Consider the following 308-nt stretch of genomic DNA (forward strand, 5'->3'; position numbering starts at 1 on the left):
ACCGCCGAATGCCTTGGACAGGACGACGTGGCGTCCCCGCGGCCCGAGCGTCACCTTGACGGCGTCGGCCAGCTTGTCGACGCCGCGTTCGAGTGCGCGGCGCGCTTCCTCGTTGAATTGGATTTGCTTTGCCATGTTTCGGTGTTACTCCTTCGAGTAAAGAAACTCGATCGAACGCACACCGCCCCGGGACCGACACGAAAATCGGATACCGGGGCGGGATGCGTTGTGGCCTACTTGGCGATGACAGCCAGCACGTCGCGTGCCGACAGAATCAGGTACTCCTCGCCGGCGTACTTGATCTCGGT

General features: G+C 62.0%; 1 pseudogene. It reads right to left on the reverse strand.

Annotation, left to right across the window (positions count from 1 at the left end):
• Window positions 1-233: 233 nt before the first annotated feature.
• Window positions 234-308: pseudogene (locus tag A2J02_RS27765) on the reverse strand (co-chaperone GroES); the annotation flags it as partial.

The organism is Rhodococcus sp. EPR-147, assembly GCF_001647185.1.
In the GTDB taxonomy this organism is placed as follows: Bacteria; Actinomycetota; Actinomycetes; order Mycobacteriales; family Mycobacteriaceae; genus Rhodococcoides.